This window comes from Rhodococcus sp. PvP016 (genome assembly GCF_017832185.1).
In the GTDB taxonomy this organism is placed as follows: domain Bacteria; phylum Actinomycetota; class Actinomycetes; order Mycobacteriales; family Mycobacteriaceae; genus Rhodococcoides.
In genome coordinates this window covers 1,985,343-2,005,827 of the sequence record NZ_JAFIBH010000001.1, presented here as the reverse complement: position 1 = coordinate 2,005,827, position 20,485 = coordinate 1,985,343, and the positions used below count along the sequence as shown (strand labels likewise).

The 20,485-nt window shown below is 69.1% G+C and carries 22 protein-coding genes and 4 tRNA genes; 11 read left to right on the top strand and 15 right to left on the bottom strand.

Going from position 1 to position 20,485, the window contains the following annotated elements; all coding sequences use genetic code 11:
• Position 1 precedes the first annotated feature (1 nt).
• Positions 2 to 1,738, bottom strand: a complete 1,737-nt coding sequence (locus JOE30_RS09355) for an aldehyde dehydrogenase family protein (protein WP_204866276.1) — start codon at positions 1,736 to 1,738, stop codon at positions 2 to 4.
• A 126-nt stretch (positions 1,739 to 1,864) separates the two neighbouring features.
• On the opposite strand from JOE30_RS09355, the gene JOE30_RS09350 reads away from it, so the two are divergent.
• Both JOE30_RS09350 and JOE30_RS09345 read left to right on the top strand, forming a co-directional pair.
• Complete coding sequence (locus JOE30_RS09350) at positions 1,865 to 3,082, top strand: CdaR family transcriptional regulator (protein WP_204866274.1); 1,218 nt, start codon at positions 1,865 to 1,867, stop codon at positions 3,080 to 3,082.
• Positions 3,083 to 3,105: 23 nt separating this feature from the next.
• Positions 3,106 to 3,765, top strand: a complete 660-nt coding sequence (locus JOE30_RS09345) for an alpha-ketoglutarate-dependent dioxygenase AlkB (RefSeq protein ID WP_204866273.1) — start codon at positions 3,106 to 3,108, stop codon at positions 3,763 to 3,765.
• Here the strand turns inward: JOE30_RS09345 and JOE30_RS09340 are convergent.
• On the bottom strand, positions 3,731 to 4,807 hold the full coding sequence (locus tag JOE30_RS09340) for a 3-deoxy-7-phosphoheptulonate synthase (protein ID WP_307806116.1): 1,077 nt from the start codon (positions 4,805 to 4,807) through the stop codon (positions 3,731 to 3,733). The genes JOE30_RS09345 and JOE30_RS09340 overlap by 35 nt on opposite strands.
• 244 nt (positions 4,808 to 5,051) lie before the next feature.
• Here JOE30_RS09340 and JOE30_RS09335 point away from each other — a divergent pair, with 244 nt between their 5' ends.
• The 4 genes from JOE30_RS09335 to JOE30_RS09320 all read left to right on the top strand — a co-directional run bounded on the left by JOE30_RS09335 (position 5,052) and on the right by JOE30_RS09320 (position 7,057).
• The gene (locus JOE30_RS09335; RefSeq protein WP_204866272.1) at positions 5,052 to 5,846 is read left to right on the top strand and encodes a DUF1206 domain-containing protein; all 795 of its coding nucleotides are present in this window, start codon (positions 5,052 to 5,054) and stop codon (positions 5,844 to 5,846) included.
• Between the two features lie 76 nt (positions 5,847 to 5,922).
• Complete coding sequence (locus tag JOE30_RS09330) at positions 5,923 to 6,090, top strand: hypothetical protein (RefSeq protein WP_204866271.1); 168 nt, start codon at positions 5,923 to 5,925, stop codon at positions 6,088 to 6,090.
• 81 nt (positions 6,091 to 6,171) lie between these two features.
• Positions 6,172 to 6,603, top strand: coding sequence for a MarR family winged helix-turn-helix transcriptional regulator (locus JOE30_RS09325; RefSeq protein WP_204866270.1), 432 nt, complete (start codon positions 6,172 to 6,174; stop codon positions 6,601 to 6,603).
• Between the two features lie 31 nt (positions 6,604 to 6,634).
• Entirely contained in the window at positions 6,635 to 7,057 is a 423-nt protein-coding gene (locus JOE30_RS09320) for an organic hydroperoxide resistance protein (protein ID WP_027504250.1), read from the top strand.
• Between the two features lie 4 nt (positions 7,058 to 7,061).
• On the opposite strand, the gene JOE30_RS09315 is transcribed toward JOE30_RS09320, so the two are convergent.
• Positions 7,062 to 7,949 (bottom strand): oxidoreductase, encoded by an 888-nt coding sequence (locus JOE30_RS09315; RefSeq protein ID WP_204866269.1) that lies wholly within the window; start codon positions 7,947 to 7,949, stop codon positions 7,062 to 7,064.
• 132 nt (positions 7,950 to 8,081) lie between these two features.
• Here JOE30_RS09315 and JOE30_RS09310 point away from each other — a divergent pair, with 132 nt between their 5' ends.
• A complete protein-coding gene (locus JOE30_RS09310) occupies positions 8,082 to 8,930 on the top strand; it encodes a pseudouridine synthase (RefSeq protein ID WP_204870186.1) in 849 nt (282 codons plus the stop codon).
• Here JOE30_RS09310 and JOE30_RS09305 read toward each other — a convergent pair.
• Positions 8,872 to 9,957, bottom strand: coding sequence for a hypothetical protein (locus JOE30_RS09305; protein ID WP_204870187.1), 1,086 nt, complete (start codon positions 9,955 to 9,957; stop codon positions 8,872 to 8,874). The two genes, JOE30_RS09310 and JOE30_RS09305, sit on opposite strands and share 59 nt — an antisense overlap.
• 79 nt (positions 9,958 to 10,036) lie before the next feature.
• On the opposite strand from JOE30_RS09305, the gene JOE30_RS09300 reads away from it, so the two are divergent.
• The 3 genes from JOE30_RS09300 (at position 10,037) to JOE30_RS09290 (ending at position 11,984) form a co-directional block, all read left to right on the top strand.
• The gene (locus tag JOE30_RS09300) at positions 10,037 to 10,498 is read left to right on the top strand and encodes a hypothetical protein (RefSeq protein ID WP_204866268.1); all 462 of its coding nucleotides are present in this window, start codon (positions 10,037 to 10,039) and stop codon (positions 10,496 to 10,498) included.
• 81 nt (positions 10,499 to 10,579) lie between these two features.
• Positions 10,580 to 11,707: a M4 family metallopeptidase gene (locus JOE30_RS09295; RefSeq protein ID WP_307806114.1), complete on the top strand. Its 1,128-nt coding sequence runs from the start codon at positions 10,580 to 10,582 to the stop codon at positions 11,705 to 11,707.
• 1 nt (position 11,708) lies between these two features.
• Positions 11,709 to 11,984, top strand: a complete 276-nt coding sequence (locus JOE30_RS09290; RefSeq protein ID WP_204866266.1) for a protealysin inhibitor emfourin — start codon at positions 11,709 to 11,711, stop codon at positions 11,982 to 11,984.
• Here JOE30_RS09290 and JOE30_RS09285 read toward each other — a convergent pair.
• From JOE30_RS09285 to JOE30_RS09250, 8 genes are all read right to left on the bottom strand, one after another.
• Positions 11,923 to 13,389 (bottom strand): DUF4153 domain-containing protein, encoded by a 1,467-nt coding sequence (locus JOE30_RS09285; RefSeq protein WP_204866264.1) that lies wholly within the window; start codon positions 13,387 to 13,389, stop codon positions 11,923 to 11,925. The two genes, JOE30_RS09290 and JOE30_RS09285, sit on opposite strands and share 62 nt — an antisense overlap.
• A gap of 75 nt (positions 13,390 to 13,464) precedes the next feature.
• Positions 13,465 to 14,427 (bottom strand): HAMP domain-containing sensor histidine kinase, encoded by a 963-nt coding sequence (locus tag JOE30_RS09280; RefSeq protein WP_204866263.1) that lies wholly within the window; start codon positions 14,425 to 14,427, stop codon positions 13,465 to 13,467.
• Positions 14,424 to 15,125 carry a response regulator transcription factor gene (locus JOE30_RS09275; RefSeq protein WP_204866262.1) on the bottom strand — a complete coding sequence of 234 codons (702 nt, stop codon included), beginning with the start codon at positions 15,123 to 15,125 and terminating at the stop codon, positions 14,424 to 14,426. Before JOE30_RS09275 ends, JOE30_RS09280 begins: the two co-directional genes overlap by 4 nt.
• Positions 15,126 to 15,217: 92 nt before the next feature.
• Positions 15,218 to 16,468, bottom strand: a complete 1,251-nt coding sequence (locus tag JOE30_RS09270; RefSeq protein ID WP_204866261.1) for an FAD-dependent oxidoreductase — start codon at positions 16,466 to 16,468, stop codon at positions 15,218 to 15,220.
• Positions 16,469 to 16,572: 104 nt separating this feature from the next.
• Positions 16,573 to 16,646 (bottom strand) — tRNA-Phe (locus JOE30_RS09265).
• 89 nt (positions 16,647 to 16,735) lie between these two features.
• Positions 16,736 to 16,809 (bottom strand) — tRNA-Asp (locus JOE30_RS09260).
• A 93-nt stretch (positions 16,810 to 16,902) separates the two neighbouring features.
• Positions 16,903 to 16,975, bottom strand: a tRNA-Glu gene (locus JOE30_RS09255).
• A 96-nt stretch (positions 16,976 to 17,071) separates the two neighbouring features.
• Positions 17,072 to 17,722: a ScbR family autoregulator-binding transcription factor gene (locus JOE30_RS09250; RefSeq protein ID WP_204866260.1), complete on the bottom strand. Its 651-nt coding sequence runs from the start codon at positions 17,720 to 17,722 to the stop codon at positions 17,072 to 17,074.
• A 320-nt stretch (positions 17,723 to 18,042) separates the two neighbouring features.
• Here JOE30_RS09250 and JOE30_RS09245 point away from each other — a divergent pair.
• Positions 18,043 to 18,115: transfer RNA gene (locus JOE30_RS09245), tRNA-Lys, on the top strand.
• Positions 18,116 to 18,141: 26 nt separating this feature from the next.
• Here the strand turns inward: JOE30_RS09245 and JOE30_RS09240 are convergent.
• Genes JOE30_RS09240 through JOE30_RS09230 form a run of 3 tightly spaced genes read right to left on the bottom strand, consistent with a single transcriptional unit; the run spans position 18,142 to position 20,197 of the window.
• The gene (locus JOE30_RS09240; RefSeq protein ID WP_027504259.1) at positions 18,142 to 18,894 is read right to left on the bottom strand and encodes an AIM24 family protein; all 753 of its coding nucleotides are present in this window, start codon (positions 18,892 to 18,894) and stop codon (positions 18,142 to 18,144) included.
• Positions 18,895 to 18,909: 15 nt separating this feature from the next.
• Complete coding sequence (locus JOE30_RS09235; protein WP_204866259.1) at positions 18,910 to 19,581, bottom strand: AIM24 family protein; 672 nt, start codon at positions 19,579 to 19,581, stop codon at positions 18,910 to 18,912.
• Position 19,582: 1 nt separating this feature from the next.
• Positions 19,583 to 20,197: an AIM24 family protein gene (locus tag JOE30_RS09230; protein WP_371831713.1), complete on the bottom strand. Its 615-nt coding sequence runs from the start codon at positions 20,195 to 20,197 to the stop codon at positions 19,583 to 19,585.
• Positions 20,198 to 20,485: the final 288 nt, after the last annotated feature.

Here is a 20,485-nt window from a genome sequence, read left to right as displayed (position 1 = left end):
GTCAACCTCTCAGAGCGGACGCGAAGATGGCGGGCAGGGCTTTCCAGGACGGGGCCGCGGCGAACGCCGTGAACCGCTTCGCGGTGATCGCCGCGGTGCGGTTGGTGACGAACCACGGCGGCTTCGGCGACAGGGTGAACTCGCCCTTCAGGATCGAGCGCGGGGCGGGCCGGAAGGGCCCGCGGACGATGGTGCGCTCGGGTCGGTCGATCAGCAGTGCGTTGTGCACCACGCCGATTCCGCTCTGGACGTCGTCGAGGGTGTGGCCCGGGAACGCACCCCAGGTCGCCGCCGCCGTGAGGAAGCCGACGCCGGTCCACGCGTTGAGCGCGATGGTGCCGTAGCGCAGGTCCTCGAGCATCTCGTCGACGGCGGCGCCGAGGGACGACAGCGTGTCGGGATGCGCGATCACGTTGACGCCGAGCGTGCCGACGAACTCCTCGTTCGACATGCGGACGGCCTCGTCCACGAAACGTTGCCCGGTGTACGGGATCTCGATGACACCGAGCACCGGTGCGAAGTACTCGGTGGTGAGCAGAGCGCGGTAGCTGTCCGGATCGAGGTCGCTCACCAGGGTGCGGCCGCCGGACGGGCCGAGCGACTCCGCGCCCGGGTAGTCCGCCCGGGCACCGGCGACGCGGGTGGCGCTGCCGGGGTAGTACGGCTCGCGGTCCGGCGCCTCGTGGAGTGCCGTGCGCAGTGCCGCCAGGAACGCGTCGCGCTGCGGCCACTCGGAGGAGATCACCACGACCTGCGCCGCGACGCAGTTGTAGCCGCCGTTGTGCAGCCGCTGGGTCACCACGTGCTCGGCCTGGAACCGGATGTCCGCGTCGGACCACTCACCGGGGATGACGATGACCGGCGAGACGCCGCCGAGTTCGCTCGAGATGGGCACGTCGAGCAACGGGGTATTGGCCTTCCTCCGCTCCGCACCCTCCTCGCCGGTGCCGAAGACGATGGCGTCGTGCGTGATCGAACTGCCCGTCATGTGCACGTGCGCCACGGCGTCGTGGTGCACGAGGTACGAGCCGACGTCCGGGCCACCGGTGAGTATGCGCACCGCGCCCAGCTCGACCAGCGGAGCGAAGACGGCGCGGAGCACCGGCTCCATCGGATCCGTCACCGGGTTGAGCTTCAGCGCGACGACGCGGTTGTGCGCGATCAGTTCGTAGAGCGTGTCGAGCGGAGCGATGGACGTGATGTTGCCGGCGCCGAGCACCGCACCGATGCCCCCGGTCTCGGTCGGATTCCGTTGCGCGAGTCCGGCGTCACGGCGCGCGGTGTCCGCGTCGACACCCGGTTCGAGCCACACCTCGGCGGAGAATCCGTTGAGCAGCAGCGTGTCGAAGATGTTCGACGGCAGCACCTGCACGGTGGTGCGCCCGCCCGGACCCGAGCCGATCCGGGCGTCCGCGAGCGGGCTCTTCCCGACGGCGAGCTGCCGCAGGCTCTGCGCGAGCACATGGCACGCGGTGACGACGGAGTACGGCCCGGAGAGCCATTCCTCGCCGAGGAGTGCGGAGGCCGCCGGCAGCTTCTTGAATCGAGCGGCCGCGTCGACCCACTCCTGCGCCTTCGACGCCGTGAGGGCCGCGACCCGGTCGAGAAGGTCCGCGCGGTCGCCGAGCGAGGCACGTGCCCATGCGGCCTCGCCCTGCGCGAGGTCGCGGAGAGCCGCGTCGACCTCGGGAAAGGCGGATGCGCCGGTGGTACTCGGGGTGAGTTCGCCTGTGGTCATACCGTTGATTGTGACCTGTACTACATCGGGTGGCCATAGGCGGACGTCGGCTGCTCACGGGCCCGGTTTGTGCCGAGGCACAGCAGCCCTGTGGTGTCCGTCACCGGACAGCCGTACGGTGGAGGGATGTCGACGCCTGTGGCAGTCCGCCGCTCCGCACCGGAACCGCTCACCTCGCAGGGTCTCGCCGCGCTGCTGGGAGAGCACGTCGGCGAACTCAGCGAGCGACTCGTCCTCGACATCCTGGTCGCCGAACAGTCGTACCTCGAGGCCACCTCGCTCACGCGGGACGAGCTCGCCACGGTGTGCACCGGCAATCTTCGGTCCATGCTCGACGCTCTGACCACGGGCGCGAGCGGCGACCTGGAACCCGCACGCGCGGCCGGCCGGATCAAGGCCGAGAACGCGGTGCCGTTGGCGGCGTTGCTGCACGCGTTCCGCCTCGGTGGTCGTCTGATCTGGGCCGAGCTCACCGCGGCGGCCGCGGGCCGGGCTCCGGAGGTGCTGCTCGCGATGGCCACCGAGGTGTGGGCTCTGGTGGACACCTACTCCGACGCGGCCGCGGAGGCGTATCGCGACGCCGCGGACCGGCTCGCCCTCGACGACGCCGATGCGCGCCGCATGGTGCTGCGCGCTCTGTTCGACGAGACCGCCTCGGATCCCGCGGCCGTGCAGGACGCCCTGCGGGCCTTCCGCATCCCGGACGCGGGCCACTTCGCCGTCGTGTCCGCCGAGACCACAGTCGACCGGGGTGCCACTCCGGGCAGCGCGCGCGAGAGCGTCCTGCCTCTCGGTGTCGAGTCGGTGTGGGACACCGATGCGGACGGTCACCTGGGACTGCTGGTCGCCTCCGCACCGACGGTGCTCGACGACGCGGTGGACACCCTGGGCCGGCTCTACGGCACCCGACTGGGTGTCGGCACGTACTACGAGCGGTCGCTGTCCACCCCGACCGCGGTGGCGCAGGCCCGGACGGCTCGTCGCTGCGCACCGCCGGGGAGCGCGCGCATCAGTCGCTACGACGCGTGTCCGGTTCCGCTGCTGCTGGTCTCGACTCCCGACGCCGCCGCGCGGGCGGCCCGGCAGATCCTGGGTCCGCTCGCCGTGGCCGAGGGCCCGCACCGCCTCGCGGACCGGGACAGCCTGCTCGAGACGCTCGACGCGTGGTTCGCGGCCGCCGGTTCCACCACCGCGGCGGCCGACCGGTTGCACTACCACCGCAACACCGTGCTCTACCGGCTCCGCCGCATCCACGACCTGACGGGCCGCGATCACACGAATCCGGTGGACGCGGCCGAACTGTACGTCGGTCTGCGCGCGGCGGAGCTGGCCCGCGTTCGCTGACGACGGCCGTCCGATCAGAACGTATGTTCGAACGATCGCGCTACGATGAACCCGTGACCTTTGCACTCCAAGCGTCCCTGTTCGACGACGGCGCGGACGGACCGTCGCTCGGCTCCCTCACGTCCGTCCGCCGGACGGTGTTGACCGACGGCGCGTGGATCGACGTGCTGCCGAACTGGGTGAGCGGATCCGACTGTGTCTTCGACCAGCTGGTGGACGAGGTCCCGTGGCGGTCGGAACGCCGACCGATGTACGACCGCGTCGTCGACGTCCCGCGCCTGGTCTCCTTCTTTCCCGATCCCGAGCGGCTGCCCTCCCCCGTCCTCGTCGATGCAGGCCGGAAGCTGAGCGAGCACTACCGGGCCGAACTGGGCGAGGACTTCGCCACGGCCGGACTCTGCTTCTACCGCGACGGCAAGGACAGCGTCGCCTGGCACGGCGACGACCTCGGACGCGGAGCGCGCGAGGACACCATGGTCGCCATCGTGTCCCTCGGCGCCGCACGGCCGCTGTTGCTGCGACCGCGCGGCGGCGGTCCCTCGGTGAGACACACTCTGGGACACGGTGATCTGATCGTCATGGGCGGATCCTGCCAGCGAACCTGGGAGCACTGCGTGCCCAAGAGCACGCGCGCCACGGGTCCCCGGATCAGCGTCCAGTTCCGGCCGCACGGCGTGCGCTGACGGCATCGGCCAGCGTCCGCACGGCGCGTTCGGTGTCCGCCCACCCGAGGCAGGCATCGGTGATCGACTGGCCGTAGGTGAGCGGCTCGCCCGGCGCGTCGAGATCCTGACGGCCCTCGACGAGGAAGCTCTCCACCATCACGCCCACGACGCCGCGGTCGCCGCCGGCGATCCGGTCGGCGAGGTCGCCCAGCACGTCGAGCTGGCGTCGGTGGTTCTTCGCACTGTTGCCGTGGCTGACGTCCACCACCACACGCGGTTCCGCGCCCGAGCGCCGGAGCCGCTCCCCCGCGTCGGTCACCGAAGCCGCGTCGTAGTTCGGCCCGGACGACCCACCCCGGAGGATGACGTGCGCGTCCTCGTTGCCCGTCGTGCGCACGGCAGCCAGTCGGCCGTCGTCGTCGACTCCGGCGTACACGTGCGGCGACCTCGCCGAGCGCACCCCGTCGACGGCCACCTGGACGTCGCCGTCCGTTCCGTTCTTGATGCCCACCGGCATCGGCAGACCGCTGACCATCTGGCGGTGAACCTGCGACGACGCGGTGCGGGCACCGATCGCCCCGTACGTCACCAGGTCCGAGAGATGGCCGGACAGAGCAGGATCGAGGAACTCCGTCGCCGTGGGCAGGCCGCCGTCGACGATGGCGGCCAGAACGCGCCGCGCCGCCCGGAGCCCGGCGTCGAGATCGTCCGAGCCGTCGAGTCCGGGGTCGCTGAGCAGACCCTTCCACCCCACCGACGTCCGCGGCTTCTCGAAGTAGACCCGCATGATCACCTGGAGTCGATCCCCCACCTCGTCGGCCAGGACGGCCAGCCGGCGGGCGTAGTCCAGTGCCGCGATCGGGTCGTGCACGGAGCACGGGCCCACCACGACGGCCACGCGGTCGTCGGCTCCGGTCAGGATGGCGCGCAGGGCGTCACGGCTGTCGGCGACGCGGAGAGCCGCGTCGGCGGATGCAGGTTCCGCGTCCCGCAGTGCACGCGGCGAGACGAGCGGACCTGTCCGCGACAGGTCGGGAAGAGTGTCGAGTGCGAGAGTCACGATGAGTCCTCGGGGCGGTCGGGTGAGACGTCACGACCGGGACACGCATTCCACGCGAGCCGGTCCTGCCGGCTCGTCGGGTGGAGTGGGTCAGCGCATGGTTCCGCTGACCGGACCACCGAGGGCCGGCCTGCTGAACCAAAAATATGCTCGCTGCACACCGGAACTGTAGCGCACGGCGGTACCGACGCACCCGGGCGGCGGAAGCGGACATTCTTCCCCCTCGACGTGGGACCATGGTCCGATGGCGATCGACACCTCTCGCGGGGACCGCATCCAGAACAGCACGGCGTTCGAGAGAGCCGCCCGCACAGGGCATCTCGTGAGCGGAGTGCTGCACCTCCTGATCGGATACATCGCGGTGCGGCTCGCCTTCGGACAGGGCGGCAACGCCGACCAGTCCGGTGCGCTGGGTGAGCTGGCCGCCAAGCCCGGCGGTGCCGTCCTGCTGTGGATCGCCGTCGTCGCCTTCCTGGCCCTCGCCGCGTGGCGCATTCTCGAGGCGGTGGTGGGCAAGAAGACCGAGGCCGACTCCGGCAGTGCGACCGATCGACTCGAGGCCGGTGCGCTCGCCGTCGTGTACCTCGCGTTCGCGTGGTCCGCACTGAACTTCGCCCGCGGCGCCGGGCAGTCGACGGGTCAGCAGAACGCCGGGCTCACCGCGCGCCTCATGGAGTCGACGATCGGCAAGGTCGTTCTCGTCGTGGCCGCGGCCGTGATCGTCGGCGTCGGCATCTATCACGTCTACAAGGGCATCTCCACGAAGTTCGAGAAGGACCTCGAGGGTCACGTCGGGCGTCCGGTCCGGGTCATCGGCGTGGTCGGGTACACCGCCAAGGGCCTCGCCCTCGTCGGTGTCGGTGTGCTGGTGGCCGCCGCAGTACTGACCGCGGACCCCGGCAAGGCGACGGGGCTCGACGGCGCCGTCAAGACTCTGGGGGCGCAGCCGTTCGGCCAGATCCTGCTCGTCCTCGCCGGAGTCGGTATCGCTCTCTACGGCGTCTACGCCGTCGTGATGGCCCGGCACGCCCGGATGTGACGTCCTGTGGGACACGCCACGAACCGCACGGGCGGTTCACAGCCTTTTCGCAGACGGGTGGTGCACAATACGGGGTATGAGTCTGGACCATTCCGACGAAACCACCACGGCACCGGTTACCGACGGTCAGTACCCATCGGTGCCCATGACGCCGCTCCGGCCCGCGCCCGCCGCGTCGACGCCGCGTGACGATGCCTACCCCGGCGTTCTCCGCACCCTCGCGATGTTCCTGTTCGCACGCTGACGTCCGCCTCGATCACTGCGCCGGGGGTTCGCGTCGCGCAAAAGGTTGTGCACAATTCAATTGTGCGCTACGGTTTGTCCTGTGAACGACGCGCTGACACTGGACAAGCAACTCTGCTTCGCCCTGTACTCGGCGTCGCGGGCCACCACCGCGGTCTACCGGCCCCTGCTGGACGACCTGGGCATCACCTACCCGCAGTACCTGGTGATGCTCGTGCTGTGGGAGCGGGACGAACTCAGCGTCTCGGAACTGGGCGATCGGCTCGGCCTGGACTCCGGGACACTGTCCCCCCTGCTCAAGCGCATCGAGGCACTGTCGCTCGTCACCCGCGAACGCTCACCGGGGGACGAACGACGCGTCGACATCCGGCTGACGGAGGCGGGCCGCGCCCTGCGTTCCGCGGCCGCGCACGTTCCCGAGTGCATCTTCACCGCGACCGGCCTCACCGAGAACGAGGCGACCACGCTGATCGCGCTCGTCCGCAAGACCACCGCGTCGCTTCGCACCGCCTGACCCGTCCATCCCCACCACGAGAGGTTCACCCATGAAGACGCTGTACACCGCAGAGGCACTGGCCACCGGCGACGGACGCAACGGCCACGGTCGCACCACCGACGGCAAGGTCGACGTCGACCTCGCCGCCCCCACCGAGATGGGCGGCAGCGGCAACGGAACCAACCCCGAGCAGCTGTTCGCCGTCGGCTACGCCGCGTGCTACCACTCCGCTCTGCGCCTCGTCGCCGGCCAGCAGAAGGCCGACGTCACCGACTCCTCCGTCGGCGCGAAGGTCAGCATCGGCCCGAACGACGCCGGTGGCTTCGAGCTCGCCGTGGTCCTCGAGGTGACCCTCCCCAACCTCGATCACGACACGGCGCAGGCCCTCGCGGACAAGGCCCACGAGGTCTGCCCCTACAGCAACGCGACCCGCGGCAACATCGACGTGCAGATCACCGTGAGCGACGACTGACCCTTCAGATAGGGTAGGTGACGCCCGTGAGCTCGACCGACCTGGTCCAGAGCTCGCGGGCTTTCGCCTCGTCACGCGAGGCCTTGTTCGATCCGACCTTCTTCGGATGCCCGCTCAGCTCCTGGAATCCGTCCGGTCCGAAGTAGCCGCCGGACTGCAGCCCCGGCGCCGTCGCGGCGTAGAGCTCCGGCAGGCTTCCCATGTAGGCCGACTGGGCGAAGACCCGGCCGAGTGACATGAACGCGTCCTGCACACTCTCCGTCCGACCCATCAACTCGGTACTCGAGTAACCGGGATGCGCCGCCAGCGAGAGCACGGGTGATCCCGCCGCACGCAGTCGGCGATCCAGCTCGTACGCGAACAGCAGGTTCGACAGCTTCGACTGCCCGTAGGCACCCCACCGGCTGTAGCGACGCTTCTCGTAGTTGAGGTCCGACAGCTTCAGTCCCGGTACCTGGTGCATGAAACTCGACATGGTGACCACGCGGTCGGTGATCCTGTCCAGTAGGAGGCCGGTCAGCGCGAAATGGCCGAGATGGTTCGTGCCGAACTGCATCTCGAAACCGTCGGCGGTCCGCTTCAGCGGCAGTGCCATGACGCCGGCGTTGTTGATCAGCACGTCCACGGTGGGCGTGTTCTCGGCGAACTCTCGCACCGAGCTCAGATCCGCGAGGTCGAGTCGACGCACCTCGGCGCGCTCACCGATCTCGTCCGCGATCGGCTTCGCCTTCTCCACGGTCCGGCAGGCCAGCACCACCGTCGCGCCCGCGCGCCCGAGTGCCTTCGCGGCCTCGGCGCCGAGCCCGCTGTTGGCTCCCGTGACAACGAAGGTCCGGCCGGACTGATCCGGTACGTCGGTCTCGACCCACTTGTGTGCAGACTTCTGTGCCATGCGCTTCCCCCCTGAGACTTCTCTCGGCCGCTCGCCGCGGCCGACCGCGTTCGAGGGTACCGGCGCACTACGCTCGATCCGGTGCCCGCACCGCTGCCGATCCGAGACGGTCTCAATCCGACACGGATCCGCATGCCGGACGCGCCGGCAGAGCACGCGACCATCGTCGAGTACCTCGTCGCACGCTTCCCGCGCGATGCGGAGGCCCTGCGTGCGAAGGTGACGGACGGCGAGGTCGTCGATGCCGCAGGGCGACCCGTGCTGGTCGACACTCCCCTGGTCCCCCGCGCCGACGTGTATCTGTACCGGGATCCGCCCGTGGAACCCGAGGTGCCGTTCACCGCCCCGATCCTGTACCGAGACGATGCGATCGTGGTGGTGGACAAGCCGCATTTCCTGGCGACGACACCACGGGGGCGCTTCGTCGTGCAGACCGCCCTGACCCGGCTGCGACGCGAACTGGGAAACGATGCTCTGTCTCCGGCGCACCGCCTCGATCGCCTCACCGCGGGCGTGCTCGTCTTCACCGCACGACAGGACGTCCGCCGCGCATATCAGGAGATGTTCCGGGAGCGCAGCATGGTCAAGGTCTACGAAGCGGTGGCTCCTGACTCGCCGATCTCGTTCCCGCACACCGTGATCAGCCGCATCGTCAAGGACCGCGGATCACTGCAGGCGACCGAGGTGCCGGGTGAGCCGAACAGCGAGACCGTGATCGAGAAAGTGTGCACGGTGGGCGACCTGGCGCTCTACCGCCTGCATCCGCGCACGGGCAAGACCCATCAACTACGCGTGCACATGGCCTCTCTCGGTCTGCCGATCGTCGGCGACTCGCTGTACCCCGTGCCGCGGGACGTCGCCGTCGACGACTACCGGGATCCGCTGCGACTGCTGGCGCGGAGCATCGAGTTCACCGACCCGCTCACAGGCGCACCGCGGCACTTCGCGTCGCAGCGGACCCTCGCGCTGTCTCCACCGTGATCCGGTGCGAGATCGCGGCGAGCGTCAGCAGTCCGATCCCGAGGTTGGTCAGGGCGGCGAAGCCCGATTCCGCGAAGTCGACGAGCGCACCGAGCAACGCGTAGATCATTGCCGCCGACCGGAGTCGGTGCAGAGGCCAGAGGGACGCCGTGCGCCGCCGTGCGATCAGCGACGGGAGCCCGAGGGCGACCGTGGCGCAGGCGGTCACCCACAGGATGCCGCCCGAGATGGTCATCCGGTCGAGGGTGACATCGAGGTCGTCGCGTTCGATGACCAGACCGCCGGTGGCCAGTTGGGCGATACCCGCCACGACCGTCGCGGACGCGGTGAGCACCATGAGCCAGGACAGCGCGATCGCCCAGCGCGTACTGGTCACGAACGACGGGACGGTGCGCGCGAACCGCGCCCGCCATCGCGCCGACCGGGACCGTGCCGGAACACACCGGTTCAGAACGGTGTCGATGCTCGCGACGAGCTCGGGATCGGCGCCTGTCGTCCGTGCTCGGTCGAGCAGTTCGCGGGCCAGCTCCCGGCGTGAGTCCGGTACCCCACCCACGAGGCCTTCCGACGCGATGGCGGCAGCGTTCGCGAGGCATTCCCGGGGCGTCGGTTCGCGGACGTCGCGCACGGTGCGTCCGAGCACCAGGACCAGAACCACCGTCACGTACATGATCTCGGCGGACGGGCCGTAGAAGTAGTCGTTGTCCTTCGTCACGAACTTCCCGACCTCGTCCAGGAACAGACCGAAGCCGACGCCGCCCAGCAGCACGGCCGACGAGCGCGCTCCGACGCCGAGGAACAGCCATCCGACGACGAGCGCCGTCATCATCAGGGCACCGCCCCACAGTGCGTGGGCGATGTGCAGGCTTCCGCCGCCCACCTGCGGATAGTCGGTCAGTTCGAGGTAGGCGCGGGTGAGCAGGATGGTCGCGACCGCAGCGATGACGAACGACTCCACGGACGACGTCCCGTCGGCGCTGCGCACGATCGGCGTCCGCACCCGCCGCGCACTCGCACCCCGCTGCATGATGGCCATCCTCGATCATGGTCGTTCACAGGCCTCTTTCGCGGTGGAATGCGACGGTGCGCCCGGTAAAGTTCGTCCGATGAGACTTCTTCCCGCCACGCTCGCCGCTGCCGCCACCCTCGCCCTGGTCCTGGGTGGATGCAGCTCCGAGGATCAGCAGTCCGCACAGGACACCGCGAACAACGCTGCGGAATCGGTGGGCGACGCGGCTCAGGGCGCACTCAGCTCCGCCCAGTCGGCCGCGCCCGGCATCCAGTCGAGCGCCGGCAGCCTGGCCGACGATGCCGGCAACGTGTTCGACGACGCCAAGCGCGCGACCTTCGTCGCCGCCTACAAGGCGCAGTTCTCCACGCTCTCCGAGGGAAAGTCCGACGAGGACATCGAATCGCTGCTCGGCAGCATCTGCCAGCAGATCACCGACGGTAAGGAGAAGGACGCCGTGGTCACCGACATCCGGTCGCAGGCCACCAACAACGGCAACGAGCCCGGTGTCGACGAGGCCGGTCGCATCTACGACCAGGCGAAGGTCGCCTGCCCCTGACCGCACGAGCTCCGCGAGGTGCGCGGGCTGTCGGTGATCGGGGTTAGCGTGGCGATCGTTCCCCTTCGGAAGGATCTCATCGTGGCCACCCCCGACCTCTCGCGCACCACGCCCTGCTGCCAGGGTGTCGTGCCTCCTTACCTTCTGCAGCGCCTCGCGTCGGCCCCCGCGGAACGCAGTGCCCGCCTGGACACCGCGCCGTCCGTCGCGAGCCGCACGCTGGCACTCGACGACGAGATGCGGCGCCGACGCGACTCGACACGGTCCACCGTGTCGCCCACCGTTCCCCGCAGCGCCGTCGCGGATCGGCTGCAGCGCACCATCGCCGATGCGAGGAACACGCAGACTCTGCCCGGCGACGTCGTGCGCACCGAGGGCGGCGAGCCCGTCGGCGATCCGGCGGCGGACGAGAGCTACGACGGCCTCGGCGTCACCCACGCCCTGTTCGCCGAGGTCTACGGATGGTCCAGTCTCGACGGGCGGGGGCTGCCGCTCGACGCCACGGTGCACTACGGCGAGCAGTACGACAACGCGTTCTGGGACGGCACCCGCATGGTGTTCGGCGACGGTGACGGTGAGGTGTTCACCCGCTTCACCGTGTCGCTGTCCGTCATCGCGCACGAGTTGGCCCACGGTTTCACGCAGTACACCTCACAGCTCGAGTACGCCGGGCAGTCCGGCGCCCTCAACGAGTCGGTGTCCGACGTGTTCGGCGTACTCGCAGAACAGCGCTCGCGTGGGCAGAACGCCGAGGACGCGTCCTGGCTCGTCGGCGAGGGACTCTTCCTCCCCGACGTGCAGGGCAGCGCCCTTCGCTCGATGCTGGCACCCGGTACGGCGTACGACGACGATGTCCTCGGCAAGGACCCCCAGCCCGCGGACATGGCGGGATACGTCGAGACCACCGAGGACAACGGCGGGGTGCACATCAACTCCGGTATCCCCAACCGCGCGTTCGCCGAGGCCGCGGTGGCTCTCGGCGGCCCGGCGTGGGACCGCCTCGGACAGGTCTGGTTCGACACGTTGACCTCCGGAACTGTTACGCCGACAGCGGATTTCGCGACATTCGCCGCCGCCACCGTCAGCGCAGCGATCACTCGCTACGGCTCGGGTTCCGACGTTCACCGGGCCGTGCTCGGCGGGTGGACTACCGTGGGCGTCGAGCAGACGGGGTCCGACGCGTCGGACGAGGTGAGCCGAAGGACGTGACATGGTCATCGTGGTGGTGCGCAGCGGCGGTGTGGCCGGGATGACCCGCCGCGGCAGCGTCGACACCACCACCGTGGGCGACGACTGGCAACAGTTGGTCGAGCGCGCTCTTCCGTTGCTCTCCTCGCTCGACGACTCGTCGACGTCGGTGCGCGACGGTTTCCGGTGGCGCCTCCAGATCGGTGACCACTCGTGCGAGACCGGCGATTCGGCACTCACCGGCCCGCTTCGCGAGCTGGCAGAGCGCACTCTGCGAGAGGGTCGCTCGCCGCGATGACGGCGGCCTCCCGGCGTGCGAGGTTCGCGTTCCACCACGGGTCGCTCCCGGGTTCGTCGAGGATGCAGGCGCGCAACTTCGGCTCCAGAGTGGACACCGCCGGCACCGCATCCGCGGACAGCGTGGACAGATAGTCGACGTCGATCAGCCCGGTCCGCTCGTAGCGTTCGACAGCCCGCTCGGCGACCAACGCATCCACGTTCATCACCGCCATCACCAGCACGCCCACGGCCGCCGTACCGACGATCACGGCGGGCAGTCGGCGTGCGGACCAGCGCGCACCGGCGACGATGACGGCGAGCACGACGACGCCCAACCACACCTCGAAGGCCATGACACCGACACGGAGCCGGGTGAGACCGAACTGCTGCTCGTACAACGACATTCGATACACCGCCGACCAGACGACCACCAACGTCAGGACACACAGCGACCCGAACGCGACTCGGGCGAGAACACGGTCGCGGCGTACCTCGGCATCGACCTTGCGCGCCTGCACGGCGACCACGACGAGCACGCCGACGGTCACCGTGACGAGCTGCCAGAACCCCGACCGGGCATGGTCCGCGAAGGTCAGGTCGTCCGTCGTCATCACGTGATCGTGTCCGCCGAACAATGTGGCCGCCTGCACCACCACGAACGCGGCGAACACGACGACGAGCGCCGACACCGGCACCGCCCACTCCCACGCCGATCGTCGTCGACCGGCGCCCGGAGCGAGCGCGTCCAGTTCCACCTCGTGACGCTTCGCGTGCGCGGTACCCAGAATCCACAGTGCGACGCACAGAGCCACGACGGGACCCAGCGGGTCGACGTCGACGGTCACGGTCGGGATCACCACGTCGACGAGCGAGGCGAAGCGGTCGTCGGCGCCCGCGAACAGCAGCGTGAACACGGTGACCAGCACGATCGTGCTCCCCACGACGCGCAACGCTCGTACCGCGGACCCGCGCGACGGGAGCGTCACCTGTGCGGCACCGGTTCCGAGCGAGCGCAGCACGGCTCCCTGCACCACGACGGGCACGATCGGCGCGAGCACCGTGGCGGTGAACGTCGTCGATCTCGTGGTCGACAGGGCCACACACCACACGGCCAGTCCGACGGACGACGCTGCGAGCCATCCCGAATCGCGGACGAACGGGACCAGCAGCAGTGTGAACGCGGCACCGATCCATGCCACGGACCAGCGTGATCGCCGGTCGAGCAGCACTCTGTCCGGAAACCCTGCGGCGAGAACGGCAGCCACGCCGACGACGAGGTAGGCCACCGACGGCCGGTCGGTCAGCGCAGCGCCGGCGACCATCCCGATCGCGGCGGCGGAGCCCACTGCCCAGCGACGCGGAGACTCGGTGACGGTGCGGACCGGCGACTGCGCCGCCGGATCGGGAAGTAGTTCGGTGGTCATCGTGAACCTCTCTCGGGCAGGGGTGATCACGCGAGCACCGGATGCGGTGTCACGTGGTGAGTGCGGAAGGTGCGGTCAGACGGGGAGGGTGAGCCGGAAGCAACACCCGGCGCCGACGTCGACCACATCGAGTGTGCCGCCGTGCAACTCGGCGGCCCATCGAGCGATGGCGAGCCCGATGCCGGTGCCGCCGTCGGTCGATCCGCCGCGGACGAACCGGTCGAAGACCCGAGCGCGATCGGGCGGCGCGATCCCGTCGCCCTCGTCGACCACGTCGATGCGCACCGTGTCGTCACCCACCACGGCCGACACCGCGACCGCACCGTCGGGCGGACCGTGGCGCACGGCGTTCTCGACCAGATTGGCCATCACCTGCCGCACCCGCTCCTCGTCGGCGGTCACCGTCGCACCGGGCGGCTCGACCGAGACCGAGAACCGGGTCACCGTGCTCTGGCCGACCACGCTGGTCAGAAACTGTCGGAGGTCGAACGTGCTGCGCGACAGGCCGAGTGCGCCACCCTCGAGCTTCGACAGATCCAGGAGGTCGTCGACGAGCCGGGCCAGACGTTCGGTCTGCTCGAGGGCGACTCCCACCGTCGCCGGGGTCGCCTCCTGTACCCCGTCGGCGATGTTCTCGAGCACGGCCTGCAACGACGCGATCGGTGTCCGGAGTTCGTGCGAGACGTTGCCGATCAGTTCGCGCCGATAGCGATCGGCTTCGGCGAGGTCGGCCGACATCGTGTTGAACGCGACGGCCAGCTGACCGATCTCGTCCCGCGACGTGGCCCGGACACGATGCGTGTAGTCCCCGTTCGCCATCGCGCGCGAGGCGGCCGTCATCTCGCGGAGCGGCGAAGTCATGCCGTGCGCGACGATCTGTGTGACCACCAACGCCACGACGAGTGCGAGCAGCAGCGCGTACCGGAACGGCTGCTGCGCCGCGAGCCAGAAGGTGCCCGACGCCGCGAACAGGGCGATGACCACCACCAGGCCGGTCTTGACCTTGAACGAGCGCAGCGAGTCGAGAGGGCGGATCATCCGCGTGCCCGGAACGCATAACCGACACCGTGAACGGTGCGGACGACGTCGGAACCCAGCTTGCGGCGCAACGCCTTGACGTGGCTGTCGACCGTCCGGGACGGCACGGACGTCATGGAGTCGTCGCGCGACCACCCCCACACGTCCGAGAGCAGTCGGTCTCGGGCGAAGGCCGCGCCCGGGCGCCGAGCGAGGAACAGCAGCAGATCGAACTCCGTGCGTGTCAGGTGGACCTCGTCACCGTCGCGGAACACGCGCCGGGCGTGCTCGTCGACCCGGACGTCGTCGAACTCGTGCACGACGGTCGGCGTCGGCGCGGGGTGGCGCTCCACCCGGCGGAGCAGTGCGTGCACGCGGGCCACCAGCGTGCGCATCGAGAACGGCTTCGACATGTAGTCGTCCGCACCCACTCCGAGGCCCACCAGCTGGTCCGTCTCGTCCGACCGCGCCGTGAGCATGAGGACGGCGACGGCGCCCTCGGGGCGGGACTGGATGCGTCGGCACACCTCGAGACCGTCGAACCCGGGCAGCATCACGTCGAGGACCACCAGGTCGGGGTTCGTGCGTGCCACCGTCTCCACGGCCGCCGGTCCGGTCGACGCGAGGTCGACGTCGAAGCCCTCGGACCGCAGTCGTACCGCGATCGCGTCGGCCAGGGCCCGTTCGTCCTCGACCACCAGAATTCGTCGTCGATCCATGAAACAGACCGTAACGGCATCATGTGCGGGTCTCGGGGACGCGTTGTGAAGATTTCGTGGAGATCGCTCCGGCTCGTGAACCGGACGCCGCGTCAGCCGAGCAGCCACGCCACCTCGGCGGCCGCGCGACCACCCGACACCAGAGCACCCTGGATCGACGGGGTGTCGCGATGATCGCCGGCGAGCAGCACGCGGTCGCCGACCCGCAGCGATCGCCGCAGCGACGTTCCGGGTGCCTGGACCGGGAGCGCATGCCTCACGTCGTGACGCACGATCACCCGCCACGACGCGGTGGACCGACCCCACAGTCGATCGAGAACGGCGCGCACGACGGGCTCCTCGGCGGGACCGGCATCGTCCAGCAGCGTGGTCGCCTGCACCAGGGTCTTGCCGGTCGGCGCGTATCCCGGTGCGATGGAGCTCATCTCGGCGGTGTTGACCACCACGCCGCCCGTCCCCGAGATGCGGAGGAACTCGTCGGATTCCGCGGCGTCGGCCTCGAACCACCACGTCGACAAGCCGCGCATGGGAGAGGTCCGGGTGTCCGTCAGGTCGTTCGCGCCTCGCGCGTCCGTCGCCACCACCACGGCGCGGGCCCGCAGCACCGCCCCGTCGGCGATCCGTACGGCGGGTGCCGCGCCGTCGGTGACCTGCTCGACGCGCGAGGAGTACGCGATGTCGACCCCGGCATCGCGGGCGAGCTGCTCGGGGAAGGCCTGCATTCCGCGGTTCGGCACACCGGGTGTCGCGAGAAGGAAGCTGCGGAGCACGAGCCGGACGTAGCGGTCCGATGTGTCTCCCACGCCGTCGGCGAGGACGCCGCTGAGAAACGGGGCGAGCAGAGCGGAGCGCAGCGGACCGCGGAGGCCGACGCGGTCCCAGTCGTCGGCGAGTGCAGCGTCGGGGGATGCCGCCAGGCGGCGCACCGGTCCGACAGCGGGCACCGCCCACCGCGCGGCGCCGACGACGGCGCCCGGGTGCAGCAGGCCCAGGCGAGCCGCGGACCGCACCGTCCCGAGGAGAAGGCGCGGGTGCCGTGTCGGGTCGGCGACCGTGTGCGCTCGCCCCGAGTCGTCGACGATCCGCACCCCGCGACCGGCGACCCGCAGATCGAGTGCGGACACGTCGACATGACGCTTCACGGCCGGGTAGGAGGGGTTGAGGAGCTGGAAGCCTCGATCACAGCGGAAGCCGTCCACGACGTCGGTGCGGATCCGTCCACCCGGGGCGTCGGCCGCCTCCACGACCCGCACCGTGAATCCACGTCGCCGCAGCGCCGCGGCGCACCGTAGACCGGCGATACCCGCCCCCACCACGATCACGTCCGCATCGATGTCAGTCATGCCCTATCGATACCACCCGGTCGTCGGCGACCTCGGACGACGGGTCCGGAAACGAGAAGAACCACCTGCGCGGGCAGGTGGTTCCAGTCTGTGTCTTTCCTCGGTGGCCAGAGCCGGGATCGAACCGGCGACCTTCCGCTTTTCAGGCGGACGCTCGTACCGACTGAGCTACCTGGCCGTGGGCACCCTCGCGGGTACCGGTGATGCTGTACTACTCGGTGCTGACGATCATCGCATCACTGAGGCATTGCGACCTCTGAGGTGTTGCGACCCTGACGGGACTCGAACCCGCGACCTCCGCCGTGACAGGGCGGCGCGCTAACCAACTGCGCCACAGGGCCATGCTGTGAAGCATGTACTGCGTGGAAGACCCTACTGCATCTTCGTCCTACTTCTCACCACTCCCCGCTTCAGCGTTGTCACTCGCTGAAACGTACCCCCTACGGGATTCGAACCCGCGCTACCGCCTTGAAAGGGCGGCGTCCTAGGCCGCTAAACGAAGGGGGCCCGTCGAATCGCTCCGACCGTACCCCAACGGCGTTCCGTTGGGAGCTTGGATAGCTTAGGACACCGCCTCGGAATTTCACAAATCCGCAGCTGAGGCTATGTTTCGACGCTCACGGCGTCGACTCGGGGCCACCCGTTGACGCGCCACTTGTCGAGCCATTCCCGCGACGCCATCGCCATCAGGAGAACCTCGAGGGACTCCTCGAACAGCACCACCAGGTCGGTGTCCTCGGCGGTCAGATCGGCCATGTACCGCTGTCCGGCGAGCGAGGTCACGAGCACGCGTGTGAACATGCGCGGATCGATGTCGGGGCGCAGCAGACCGGTCTCGTGCGCCTCGGCCGCGAGCTTGTGCGCAGTACGACCCCACACGGCGCCGGCGCCCTCGCGGATGCTCGCATGGAACTCGGGCTCGACCACGAGACGGAACTCGGCACGGACCACGACGTTCTCGTCGAAGGACCGGGCGAGCTGGAAGATGAGGCTGTGCAGCCATTCGAGTGCATCGACGCCGTCCGGACGTTCGACGTCCATGATCGCGACGTACTTCTCCATCGCCGTCTGCAGAACGGCGCGAGCCAGTTCTTCCTTCGAGCTGAAGTGGAAGTACATCGCACCCTTGGTGGCGCGTGATCCTTCGAGAATCGTGTTGACCGATGCCGCGGTGTACCCACGCTTGCTGAACTCGTACGCGGCTGCCTCGACGATCGCGGCCCGGGTGCGTCGAGCACGTTCTTGCTGTGCCATTGCGCTGCTGCCTCCGAAATTGAACACCCTGAAGGGCCCTGATACTGACTGAAGGGTAGCCGACAAACCTGAGAATCCCCTCGGACGTGGCCGCAAACATCGAGCTCGAGCGGGTTCCTTCGGCGTGTTCGTACGGCTCCGCCAGCGTGTCGAGTGCTCCGATGACCGGTATGTCGGTTATCGCTCCGGCCGGTGTCCGAATGCCGACCGTCGAGAATGGTGATGATTCATAGCGAATAGGTGAATGGTGAATGCGTCACTCTCGACGTGAGGCCAGGTCGAGAGCGTCCGGCCGGGGTCCATTACACTCGTCGAGCACTGCCCCTATAGCTCAGTTGGTAGAGCTACGGACTTTTAATCCGCAGGTCGTAGGTTCGAGCCCTACTGGGGGCACAACATCCTTCCCACACAGTCGGCGCTCAGGAGTTCTGGCTCAGCCGGGCCCCGATGCTCTGATGGAGTGAGCGCAACGCGTTCTGACCGAGCGCCACGGTCTCCGACTCGATGTGTCGGAGCAGATGCGCGTCGCTCACCACCTTCTCGGACGACTGGATCAGCACCGTTCCCGCACCGGTGAAGTCGAACTGCCGCTCCTCCCCCGTCTGCGCTCCGAGGAGCATCCCCTGCGCCGCCCCCAGGAAGCTCTGCATCCACTGCGCGTCGAAGTGATGGGACGGAGCGGGGCAGTCGGCCCAGCCGACGAGTGCCTGCGGATCCACTCGAACGGGCGGTTCGGCGAACACGACCGCACCGTTGGACGAGGCGAGGAACTTCCCGGTGCCGAGCAGCGTGAGAAAACCGGGCACGATCGACTGCTTCAACTCGAGACCGGGTTCGAAGGCCAGCAGATTCGACGCGCGGATCGTCAGATTTCCGTCGTCGAGATCGAACGAGTTGATGTCGAAGCCGCGATCGCCCAGCAACACCTTGCCGTGTCCGCTCGCGAGCACCCAGTCGTTCGCGTACAGCGGCGACGAGAAGCGCGAGGCCACGACGGCCGCCATCGACGTCCGTCCGAGAGGCTCGAACTGCACCGACCCGTAGTAGGCGATCATCGCGCCCTTCGCCGTGAACCACGGCTGCCCCGCGAGTTCGATGCAGAAGGCGTAGTCGTTTCCCGGCACGTTGTCGTTCACCGGCAGGGTGTGCGGGTTGTGCACGACGTCGGTCATGTCCGATCCCTCTCGTCAGAACTTCTGCTCGGACGCCTGGACCCACACGGTCCCTGCGCCGCCGATCGCGAGTTGCACGGCTTCGCCCGAACCGCGGCCGACGGCGTCCCGCCACCCGACGTTCGCCGAGATGTCGACGGTCAGAGTGCCGCGGTGACACACGTAGGCCTGCGGATCGACCACCACCTGCGGCCGGTGCGGGCCCACCTCGATCTCGACCATCCCACCGTGGGACAGCACGGCCACCTGCCCACGGCCCGCGACCTGCGTCGTGAACATGCCCTGCCCGGTCATCGCCCCGCGCACCGCGCCGCGGACGCCTCCCTGCTGCGTCAGGGGTACGACCGATGTCGAGAGTGCGCCACTGTGTGCGAGCAACCGGGACGCCTCGACCGACAGGAGGCCGGTCCCGTCGAGATCGATGACGGACACGTGCAGCCCGGCGTGGCCGTAGTGCACGGTGCCGGACCCCTCGGCGGCCATCATGGCGACGTGCTCGCCCGACATCATCCGGCCGGCCATCCCCGCGACGGCACCCATCCCCGGCATGCCCCCCGCGCCGCCGATCGTGTGCGGGACGAAACGGACGTCGCCCTGATGGAACAGCATGGATCCACGGCGCGCGAGTGTGGGCGAGCCCGCGGCGACGGTCGACTTCACGACCTTGCTGTTGACGAGTTCCAACATGTCAGCGCTCCTGCGGCTGGATGTAGACGACGCCGGTGCCGTCGAAACGGAGGGAGAAGGCCTCGCCGCTCCCGCCGCCGACGGCCGACCGCCACGTGACATCGGTGACGAAGCTCTGCGTCACCTGGCCCCGGTGCGCGACGAAGGCGTCCGGATCGACCACCAACGGGTACTGCGGCGACACCTCGAGCGCGATGAGCGGTCCACCCGCGGACAGCAGCCCCACCTCGCCCTGCCCACTGACGACCGTCGTGAACAGGCCCTGCCCGGACGAGGCGCCGCGGAGCCCGGCGAAGGTCACATCGGACCGCAGCCCGCCGGACAGTGCGAGCAACTGCGACGACTCGACGTGGAGTGCGTCACCCGCCAGCGGCACGACGACGACGTGCTGCGCGTCGACCGCGAGCCGCACCGTTCCCTGCCCCGCCATCTCCATCAGGGACAGCGACTCGCCGGTGACCTTCTGCTTGAAAGCGGCACGCAGTCCACCGCCACCGCCCATCCCGGCGTTCCGGAAGGTCACCTGGCCCTCGTACGCGATCATCGATCCGGTGACCGCCCGCACGCTGTCCCCGTGCAGGTCGACGACCAGAACGCGGTGTCCCTCGGTTCTCAGTTGCGCCACGGCAGACAGAATGGCAGACAACGGTCGTTCCCACAGTGGCTCGGTGATCTGTCACCGGCCTCCGACTCCGAGTGACGCACAGTACATCGAGTTCGTTTCTCGCAGAAGTCACAACACCTGTACCCCGTACCCCGCGGCATATACTGAACGAGGTCGACGGCGGGTGGGCGTAACGAACTGTCGCCCCGCTCGATGAACGTCTACCGGACGGTACGCACCTCTCGCGGCGGCTCGTCGAAGCAATTCACATCGAAGTTACGGTGCCGTAGGCTGCCCTCA

Bases quoted from the DNA above. Each gene is read 5' to 3' on its own strand.
- JOE30_RS09355 (WP_204866276.1), bottom strand. From the start codon at position 1,738: ATGACCACAGGCGAACTCACCCCGAGTACCACCGGCGCATCCGCCTTT.
- JOE30_RS09350 (WP_204866274.1), top strand. From the start codon at position 1,865: ATGTCGACGCCTGTGGCAGTCCGCCGCTCCGCACCGGAACCGCTCACC.
- JOE30_RS09345 (WP_204866273.1), top strand. From the start codon at position 3,106: ATGTTCGAACGATCGCGCTACGATGAACCCGTGACCTTTGCACTCCAA.
- JOE30_RS09335 (WP_204866272.1), top strand. From the start codon at position 5,052: ATGGCGATCGACACCTCTCGCGGGGACCGCATCCAGAACAGCACGGCG.
- JOE30_RS09330 (WP_204866271.1), top strand. From the start codon at position 5,923: ATGAGTCTGGACCATTCCGACGAAACCACCACGGCACCGGTTACCGAC.
- JOE30_RS09320 (WP_027504250.1), top strand. From the start codon at position 6,635: ATGAAGACGCTGTACACCGCAGAGGCACTGGCCACCGGCGACGGACGC.
- JOE30_RS09315 (WP_204866269.1), bottom strand. From the start codon at position 7,949: ATGGCACAGAAGTCTGCACACAAGTGGGTCGAGACCGACGTACCGGAT.
- JOE30_RS09310 (WP_204870186.1), top strand. From the start codon at position 8,082: ATGCCGGACGCGCCGGCAGAGCACGCGACCATCGTCGAGTACCTCGTC.
- JOE30_RS09305 (WP_204870187.1), bottom strand. From the start codon at position 9,957: ATGCAGCGGGGTGCGAGTGCGCGGCGGGTGCGGACGCCGATCGTGCGC.
- JOE30_RS09300 (WP_204866268.1), top strand. From the start codon at position 10,037: ATGAGACTTCTTCCCGCCACGCTCGCCGCTGCCGCCACCCTCGCCCTG.
- JOE30_RS09290 (WP_204866266.1), top strand. From the start codon at position 11,709: ATGGTCATCGTGGTGGTGCGCAGCGGCGGTGTGGCCGGGATGACCCGC.
- JOE30_RS09285 (WP_204866264.1), bottom strand. From the start codon at position 13,389: ATGACCACCGAACTACTTCCCGATCCGGCGGCGCAGTCGCCGGTCCGC.
- JOE30_RS09280 (WP_204866263.1), bottom strand. From the start codon at position 14,427: ATGATCCGCCCTCTCGACTCGCTGCGCTCGTTCAAGGTCAAGACCGGC.
- JOE30_RS09275 (WP_204866262.1), bottom strand. From the start codon at position 15,125: ATGGATCGACGACGAATTCTGGTGGTCGAGGACGAACGGGCCCTGGCC.
- JOE30_RS09270 (WP_204866261.1), bottom strand. From the start codon at position 16,468: ATGACTGACATCGATGCGGACGTGATCGTGGTGGGGGCGGGTATCGCC.
- JOE30_RS09250 (WP_204866260.1), bottom strand. From the start codon at position 17,722: ATGGCACAGCAAGAACGTGCTCGACGCACCCGGGCCGCGATCGTCGAG.
- JOE30_RS09240 (WP_027504259.1), bottom strand. From the start codon at position 18,894: ATGACCGACGTCGTGCACAACCCGCACACCCTGCCGGTGAACGACAAC.
- JOE30_RS09235 (WP_204866259.1), bottom strand. From the start codon at position 19,581: ATGTTGGAACTCGTCAACAGCAAGGTCGTGAAGTCGACCGTCGCCGCG.